This is a genomic window from Streptomyces aurantiaciflavus (assembly GCF_049808595.1).
Taxonomy (GTDB): domain Bacteria; phylum Actinomycetota; class Actinomycetes; order Streptomycetales; family Streptomycetaceae; genus Streptomyces.
In genome coordinates this window covers 93,942-101,400 of the sequence record NZ_JBNCAQ010000014.1, presented here as the reverse complement: position 1 = coordinate 101,400, position 7,459 = coordinate 93,942, and the positions used below count along the sequence as shown (strand labels likewise).

The window sequence follows — 7,459 nt, the reverse complement described above, 5'->3', positions numbered from 1 at the left end:
ACGCCTGACACCCGGCCGTTCGTCATGGGGAAGAGCCGCTCGCAAGCCCGGTGGTTCCCCGCCTCCGTTGAGGTCGACGGCCTGCGAGCTGCTCTTCCCCATGACGAACGAGCCGCTGGTCGCGGCGGCGGTCGTACCGCGAAGCGGTTCTCAAGGCGTGCGCCGAGCGTTCCACCCGCCCAGGGAGGAGGCGGTGAGCTCAGGAATCGGTCATACACAGCCTCATCCCTCGCTCGGCGAGCCGTGTTACCTTCTCCGACCACGGGAGACAGGCCGTACCGCACCGGGATCGCCCCACATGGGGCCGGCTCAGGGAGGCACGATGCTGGATGAGTCACTCACCGCCTTGGCCGCCAGTGGCGGTGCCGCCGTCGTCGCTGCGATGGCCACCGATGCCTGGGCGAGCACTCGGGCAGCCGTGGTCCGGCTGTTCCGGAGAACCGGTGAGGAGCAGCAGACGGCCGTCCGCGTGTGTCTGGAGGACGATGCCTCCCTGGTGGCCGGGGCGTCCGACGCCGTCCAGGCGCGCCAAGCTCTGCTGGCCGCATGGCAGTTGCGGCTGGAGACCCTGGTGCGGGAGCACCCTGACGCCGCCGAGGAGCTCCGCGCGCTGATATCCGGGTCGCTGTCCGCGCTACCGCAGCACGAGCGCCACTGGGTCCAGAACAACGTGTCCCGGGACAACGGACAGGTCTTCGCCGCGCTGGGTGGAAACGTCATCGTCCATCAGCCACCGCCGGCGCCCGCCACGCCCGCCCCAGAGCCCCCGGACGCTCCGCCCGCCGACCGGTGACGGCCGGCGGATTCGGCGAGCCGCAGCCGCATGTCGAGCAGCGGGTCACGGCAACCGCGGGATTCGCCTACGGCACGATCGGGGCGGACATCCACGTGTTCGGGGACGGGACGCCCGTCTATCTGCTGGCCAAGTGGCGTCCTTCTCCGGAGGCCGACGCCGAGTGGCTGTCCGAGCTGCCGAGCCGGATGCTCAACGCCCGTTTCTCCGTTGTCCCGTTCACCGGCCGGGAGCCCGAACTGGCCGCACTCCGGCAGTGGCGTGACAACGGTCCGCGCCTTGCCGTGCGGTGGTTGCACGCACCCGGCGGTCAGGGCAAGACACGGCTCGGTGACAGGTTCCTGCGTGAGTCCGCGGAGGCGGGGTGGCAGGTGGTCACCGCCACGCACGGCCCCAGTGCCGTCCAGCCGCCACCAGGCAGCCAGGACCTGAGAACCGGTGACCGCCAGGGCATCGTCCTGCTGGTCGACTATGCCGACCGGTGGCCGCTGACCCACCTGACCTGGCTCCTCAGCAACGCCCTCCTGCACCGGCCCGGCACACGGACGCGAGTTCTCCTGCTGGCGCGGACCGCAGAGTCCTGGCCCGCGCTCCGCGGCGCGCTGGCCAACCACCAGGCGAGCACGTCCATCCAGCAGCTGGGCGAGTTACCGGACGGCTCCGACGAACGCGCGGACATGTACTCAGCCGCCCGCGACGCCTTCGCCTCCCGGTACGGCCTCCCCGTCCCGGCGCGGGCCCTGCCACCGCCCGGCCCGCTCGACCAGCCGGGCTTCGGGCTCACGCTCGCCCTGCACATGGCGGCGCTCGTGGCGGTGGACGCCCATGTCACCGGCCGTCGGCCGCCTTCGGAGATGGCCGGGCTCACCGTCTATCTCCTCGACCGCGAACACCTTCAGTGGGCGCAGCTGTTCAGCGCCGGCGGCCGCCCGGCTCAGCGACCGGCCGGCGCACAGCGGGAGTTCGGGACTCCGCCGCGGGTCATGAACCACGCTGTCTTCGCCGCGGCCCTCACCGGCCCGGTCAGCTCCCGGGCGGGCGTCTCGGTGATGGAGGAGCTCTCCGTCCCCCTGCCGGCTCCGCAGGTGCTCGCCGACCACTCGTACTGCTATCCCCCTCCCGATCCTGACCACGGGACCGTGCTCGAACCCCTCTATCCGGACCTGCTGGCCGAGGACTTCCTCGCGCTCACCCTGCCCGGGCACACAGCCGACTACCCCGCCACGCCCTGGTCCCAGGAGACGGTCACGACGCTGCTGTCCCGGGACGAGCAGGGCACGGCCCCCGTCTGGACTCCCCGCGCGGTCACCTTTCTCGTCGCCGCAGCCCAGCGCTGGCCGCACCTGGGGCCCGGGTACCTCTATCCGCTGCTCGGTGCCGATCCAGCCCTGGCGCTCGTGGCGGGAAGTGCGGCACTCGCTGCCCTCGCCGCGCTCGACGACGTTCCCCCCGAGCTGCTGGCCGCCGTCGAGTCCCACTTCCCGCTGCGCCGCCATGTCGACCTCGACGCGGGCATCGCCTCGGTGGCCTCCCGGCTGGCCCAGTACCGGCTCGCCGACGCGAGCGACGACGACCTCGCCACCCGCGCCGCCGAGTACCGCAGACTCGGCAACCGCCTGTCGAACGCGGGGCTGCACGAACGCGCCCTGGAGGCATTCGAGGAGGCCGTGGCCGCCTACCGACCCCTGGCCGCCCGGGACGCCGCCACCTACGAACCCGAGCTCGCCGCGGCCCTCACACATCTCGGCACCGGCCTGGCTCTGTTGGGCCGAGGTGAGGAGGCACTGGCGGCGACACAGCAAGCGGTGTCGTCCTACCGGCGGCTCGCCGCAGCCCGGCCCGAGACGTACGAGGGGTTGTATGCCGGCACCCTCAGCAACGTGGGGCTGTGGCTGGCCATGCTGGGCCGCGGAGAAGAGGCCTTGGCCGCCTCGGAAGAGAGCGTGGCGGTCTGGCGCCGTCTGGCGGCGGCCGACCCGGTCGGTGAGGAGTTCCTGGCCCAGGCCCTGCACAACCACGGCAACCAGCTCTCCGACATGGGCCGCCCGGCCGACGCCACGGACGCACTGCGGCAGGCGGTCGCGGTCCGGCGCCGGCTCGCCGACCAGGACCCCGCGGCCTACGAGCCCGACCTGGCGGACTCGCTGATCAATCTCGCCAACCATCTGGCGGCGCAGGGGAGACGCCCGGAAGCCCTGAAGACCTCACGGCAGGCGACCGCGCTCTACCGCCGCCTGGCGAAGATCAACCCCGAAGCGCACGAGGGGAATCTGGCGATCGCCCTCACCAGTCTGGGCGTCGACCTGTCCGAGGCCGGGCACTGGGAGGAGGCCATCGGGGTGACGGAAGAATCGGTCGCTCTCCGTCGGCGGCTCGCTGCGGGGAACCTCGCCGCCTACGAACCCCTCCTCTCCATGTCCCTGACGAACCTCGGCTGGTTCCGCCTGTCGGCGAACCGTCCCGTCGAGGCTTTGACGGCGTGTGAGGAGGCCGTGGCGATCCGGGAACGGCTGGCTGCCGCGGAACCCGAGGTGTACCGCGCCGACCTGGCCCAGTCGCTCACCCACCTCGGGCTCTGTCTGGCTGCCAACGGACGGCCTGCCGAGGGCCTGAGGGCGACCATTCGCTCGGCGAAGCTCTACCGTCGCGCCGTGGCCGACAATCCCGCCGTCTACACCCTGGAACTGGCCCGCGCCCTGAACAACATCGGCCGCTTCCTCGCCCTGGCCTCCCGCTGGAAGGAGGCACTCGCCGCGGTCGACGAGGCTCTCACGCTGGCCGACCGGACCGCTTCGGTGAATCCGGTGGCGTACGCGGAACTCGTCGACAAACTACGGGACACCAAAGAGGCCTGTCTGCGGCGGCGGCCCCCGGGAGCGTCGCACGGCTGAGCATCGCGGAACTGCGGCACCACCAGACAAATCCCGTACACCACCACCACGGCCACGCACGTCAGGCAGCCCAGGCGATCACCGGCTGACCCCCGCCCCGCAGTGCCTGTCCCCACGCGCAGTCACGTTCCCCGGTGTGCGCCGCGGCCGTGGCCGTGGCGAGAAGACGAGCGGGGCTCCCGTCCCGTTTCCTGCGGGACGGGGACCGTGCCCGGTGTGCGGTGGTAGGACGGGGCTGTGAACGACCTGCCGACAGCAGGCCGAACAAGGGGATGCGAGAGGGGAGTTGGGCATGGCGGCAGAGAACATCGACGATGTCGTGGGCAGGCTTGCCGGGATCGTGCGGGAGGCCGGCCGCGCCGGTGACCGGGTCGGGTACTTCGCGGCGCTGTACCGGCAGGTGACCGTCGAGGTCCGCACGGCCATTCACGGTGGGCTGTTCGACGACGGCGCCCGCATGGACCGTTTCGACACGCTCTTCGGCAACCGCTACTTCGACGCGTACGACGCCTGGCGTCGTGACAGGAGCGGGCCGCGTTGTTGGCGCGAGACGTTCGGGCTGCTCGACGACGCCGACACCATCATCGTCCAGCACCTGATACTCGGCGTGAACGCGCACATCAACCTCGATCTGGCCATCGCCGCCGCGCGGACCAGCCCGGGCGCGGCCATCCACGGGTTACGGCGCGACTTTCTGCTGATCAACGACATCCTTGGGCGGGTGGTGCTGGCGGTGCAGGACTCGATCGGCGCCCTGTCGCCCCTGATGTCGCTGCTGGATCAGGTCGGAGCCCGCACCGACGAGCGGATCCTCGACTTCAGTGTCCGTCAGTCCCGGGAGGAAGCGTGGTACAATGCCGTCCTGCTTGCCGGCCAGAGCGAAGAGGAGCGCGAGGCCACCATCGAGCGGCTGGACATCCGGGCCGCCGTGCTCGCACGGTTGATAGCGCGACCGGGGGGCCTCGTCCGGCCGGCCCTGCATCTGATCCGGAGCACCGAGAGTGATGACGTGCCGGCCGTCATCACTCATCTGGACAACGCCATGGAGCAATCCTCTGCCCGGCAGGGGACGGGGTGAGGCCCCTCGGATCGACCGTCCGGCATCCGCTGGAGCCCGCGCCGAACACCTGCTCCCCCGGTGTCAGGACGAGCCTTGGCTGTCGCTCGACAGAGCGATTCAGCAGGCCCACGTGAGGACGATTCCCATGCCGACGCTCCCCGAGGCACTGCGGTCCCCCGGGGAGCGTCGGCGGTCACATGCGGGACGGCATACGGATGGCACCGGAGCCGCCCTGCGGCGCGTGTCCGTGGTCAGTGGCTGAGTTGCCGCTCCTTCGGCTCACTCCTTCGGCGGCAGCACCTCCAGCGGGGCGACTGTGCGCCCACCGCGTACCACGGGCAGCCCCCGCAGCATCCGGTCGATCATGTGCCCGTAGCGCAGGCCCGCGTCGGCGAGGTGGAGGTCCTCACCGGAGGCGTCGCCGCCGGCGATGAGAACGTCCGGCACCACGAGGTCGGACAGGCCGGCGTGTGGCTCCGGATCCTCGACGTCCAGGCCACAGCCGTCGAGGTCGACGTAGTCGGGTACCAGGGCCCGGCCGCGTATGCGCCCGCCGACCTCGGGGAGGAACTCGTCCCACATGATCGCCAGCGTGGCACGCAAGTCACCGAGGACGTCGACGTGTTGGTCCGTGGAGTTGCCGATGAAGGTCTCGACCTCGATGTCGCCCTGGACCAGGAGGTACGAGGTGCCGGTGAGGACGAGGTTGGCGGCTTTCAGATCGCCGAGCACGATCAGCGACGGACTGCCGTAGTCCAGGTTGAGGATGTTGCCGTCGACGTGGAGGTCGCCGTCGATGACGTATCCGGAGACCGCGCCGTCGATTCCCTCGTACTCAGGTCGGCCACCGGCCTTGATCCAGGGATTCCGGTGCCGGTACTGGTGGTCGTCCAGCCAGAGCGAGCCGGGCAGTGCCGCGGCCCCCGGGTGCAGGATGTACTCGTCCTCGTCCAGGCTGCCGTAGGACGCCTGCGGGAAGCCGCGTCGCTCGAACAGAGTGACCGTCTCCGCCCATGTCTGGTAGATCGTCTGCATGGTCGGCACAGTAAACGCCTGCGCTGACACCCCGCCTACCCCGGGAGACCTCCACCCGAGAAATACGCAGTCCGTTACGTACTTCCACTGACCATCACCAGCCCCTACTGACAACCACCAGCCCCGTCAGCACCCCCAGAGCCAGTGGGGCGGGGCCAGTTGGGCCGCACCATGGCTGCCCGGTGTGCGCCCGGTTGAAGGCCGGCATCGTCACGCGCGGTCGAGTCGCTGCGGGGGGTGGGGCGGCCAGGGCCCGAGGGCGGGCAGTCCGTGCGCCGGCGCGGGCGAGACCGTGGGCGTGCGCCCGGCCAGCCAGGCCGCCAGGTCACGCACCCGTCCGGTGACCACCGTGCCCGGCCCGCTGTCGACGGACCACTGTCGGGGTACGTCCTCGGCACGCACCCGCGTGCCTGCCGGAAGGCGGCAGAGAAGGAAGTCGATCGCGTGCGCGGCCAGTTCCTCGGGCCAGTCATCCGGCCGGACGCCGAGGTCCAGGTCGACCATGTGGATCCATGCCTCGCGCCAGCGGGCCCAGACCGTTGCGGCAAGGTCCGCATTGCGGAAGGTGACCGGTCGGCCCCAGTCCTCTTCGTCGGCGCGTGCCCACGTCGCCTCCAGTCGGGCCGTGTACCTGGCAAGTTCGGCGCGGTGCTCGGTGGCACTGCGGCCGGCTGTTGCCTCGATGATCGCGTTGCGCTCTTCCACGCCCCCGTCGTAGCCCGCCACGAGTTCTCCGCGCAGGGCATGCTCCGCGAGGCGGGCGAACATCCGTGCGTTGTCGGTGAGATGCGCGAGTACGTGGCCGCGCGACCAGCCCGGAAGGAAGGACGCCCCGGCGACCTGCTGATCGTTCAGTCCGGCGACAAGCCCTGCCAGGGTGCTGTGGGCTTCGATCACTGCTGCGACGGGAGGTTGCATGAGCTGCTGTCTTCCTGTGCGGAGGTCTGGTCGACAAGAGCAGGGCCCTGAGCCGCGAGGTCCTTGAGGGGCTTACCGCTCAGCCAGCAGACTGCCATGCGGCGGGGTGCTCGCCGAACAGCGCCTCACAGAGCTGCTAGAGCCGCAGCAGAAGAGGCGGCTGAGAAGCTGTCCTCATGACGGACAAGGCAGGTGGGCTCGAAGGTCAGACGGTTCGCCCGGGCAAGTACGCACGGGTTGAGCGAGAGAGACGGTTCTTGCTGGCCAACCCGCCGGCGCCGTCGTCGGTGACCGTCAGCCGCGTGATCACCGACCGGTACCTGCTGGGAACCCGCCTGAGACTACGGCGAGCCGAACTCTCCGACGGCCGCCGCGAGCTCAAGCTCACCCAGAAAGTCCCGGTTCCTCAGCCCGGCGCCGTCCAGGGCCTGATCACGAATACGTACCTGTCGCCGGCCGAGTACGACGTGCTCGCCTCGCTGCCGGCCGGGGTGCTGTCCAAGACCCGTTTCAGCATCCCTCCCTTGGGCGTTGACGTCTTCGACGGTCACCTTCAGGGCCTGGTGCTCGCCGAGGCCGAGTTCACCACCGACGAGGAGGCGCAGTCCTTCACGCCTCCTGCCGAGTGTGTGGCGGAGGTCACCGACGACGCCCGCTTCACCGGAGGGCGCCTCGTCCGGACCTCCCGCCAGGAACTGCGCAGTTGGTTGGCCGAGTACGGCATCCACGCCGAGGGGTCCTAGCCGAGAGCAGGAGGCTGCT

At 70.5% G+C, this 7,459-nt stretch carries 6 protein-coding genes; 4 read left to right on the top strand and 2 right to left on the bottom strand.

Annotated elements, in window-relative coordinates; translation table 11 throughout:
• Positions 1–322: 322 nt before the first annotated feature.
• The 3 genes from ACPT94_RS18900 (at position 323) to ACPT94_RS18890 (ending at position 4,762) form a co-directional block, all read left to right on the top strand.
• Positions 323–793 (top strand): hypothetical protein, encoded by a 471-nt coding sequence (locus ACPT94_RS18900; RefSeq protein ID WP_360333101.1) that lies wholly within the window; start codon positions 323–325, stop codon positions 791–793.
• Positions 790–3,684 carry a tetratricopeptide repeat protein gene (locus ACPT94_RS18895; RefSeq protein ID WP_425246348.1) on the top strand — a complete coding sequence of 965 codons (2,895 nt, stop codon included), beginning with the start codon at positions 790–792 and terminating at the stop codon, positions 3,682–3,684. The genes ACPT94_RS18900 and ACPT94_RS18895 overlap by 4 nt, the downstream gene beginning before the upstream one ends.
• Positions 3,685–3,976: 292 nt before the next feature.
• Positions 3,977–4,762, top strand: coding sequence for a DUF5995 family protein (locus ACPT94_RS18890; protein ID WP_425246347.1), 786 nt, complete (start codon positions 3,977–3,979; stop codon positions 4,760–4,762).
• A 261-nt stretch (positions 4,763–5,023) separates the two neighbouring features.
• On the opposite strand, the gene ACPT94_RS18885 is transcribed toward ACPT94_RS18890, so the two are convergent.
• Both ACPT94_RS18885 and ACPT94_RS18880 read right to left on the bottom strand, forming a co-directional pair.
• Positions 5,024–5,779 carry a hypothetical protein gene (locus tag ACPT94_RS18885; RefSeq protein ID WP_425246346.1) on the bottom strand — a complete coding sequence of 252 codons (756 nt, stop codon included), beginning with the start codon at positions 5,777–5,779 and terminating at the stop codon, positions 5,024–5,026.
• Positions 5,780–5,989: 210 nt separating this feature from the next.
• Positions 5,990–6,676: a maleylpyruvate isomerase family mycothiol-dependent enzyme gene (locus ACPT94_RS18880; protein WP_425246345.1), complete on the bottom strand. Its 687-nt coding sequence runs from the start codon at positions 6,674–6,676 to the stop codon at positions 5,990–5,992.
• 278 nt (positions 6,677–6,954) lie between these two features.
• On the opposite strand from ACPT94_RS18880, the gene ACPT94_RS18875 reads away from it, so the two are divergent.
• A complete protein-coding gene (locus tag ACPT94_RS18875) occupies positions 6,955–7,440 on the top strand; it encodes a CYTH domain-containing protein (protein WP_425246344.1) in 486 nt (161 codons plus the stop codon).
• Positions 7,441–7,459 lie beyond the last annotated feature (19 nt).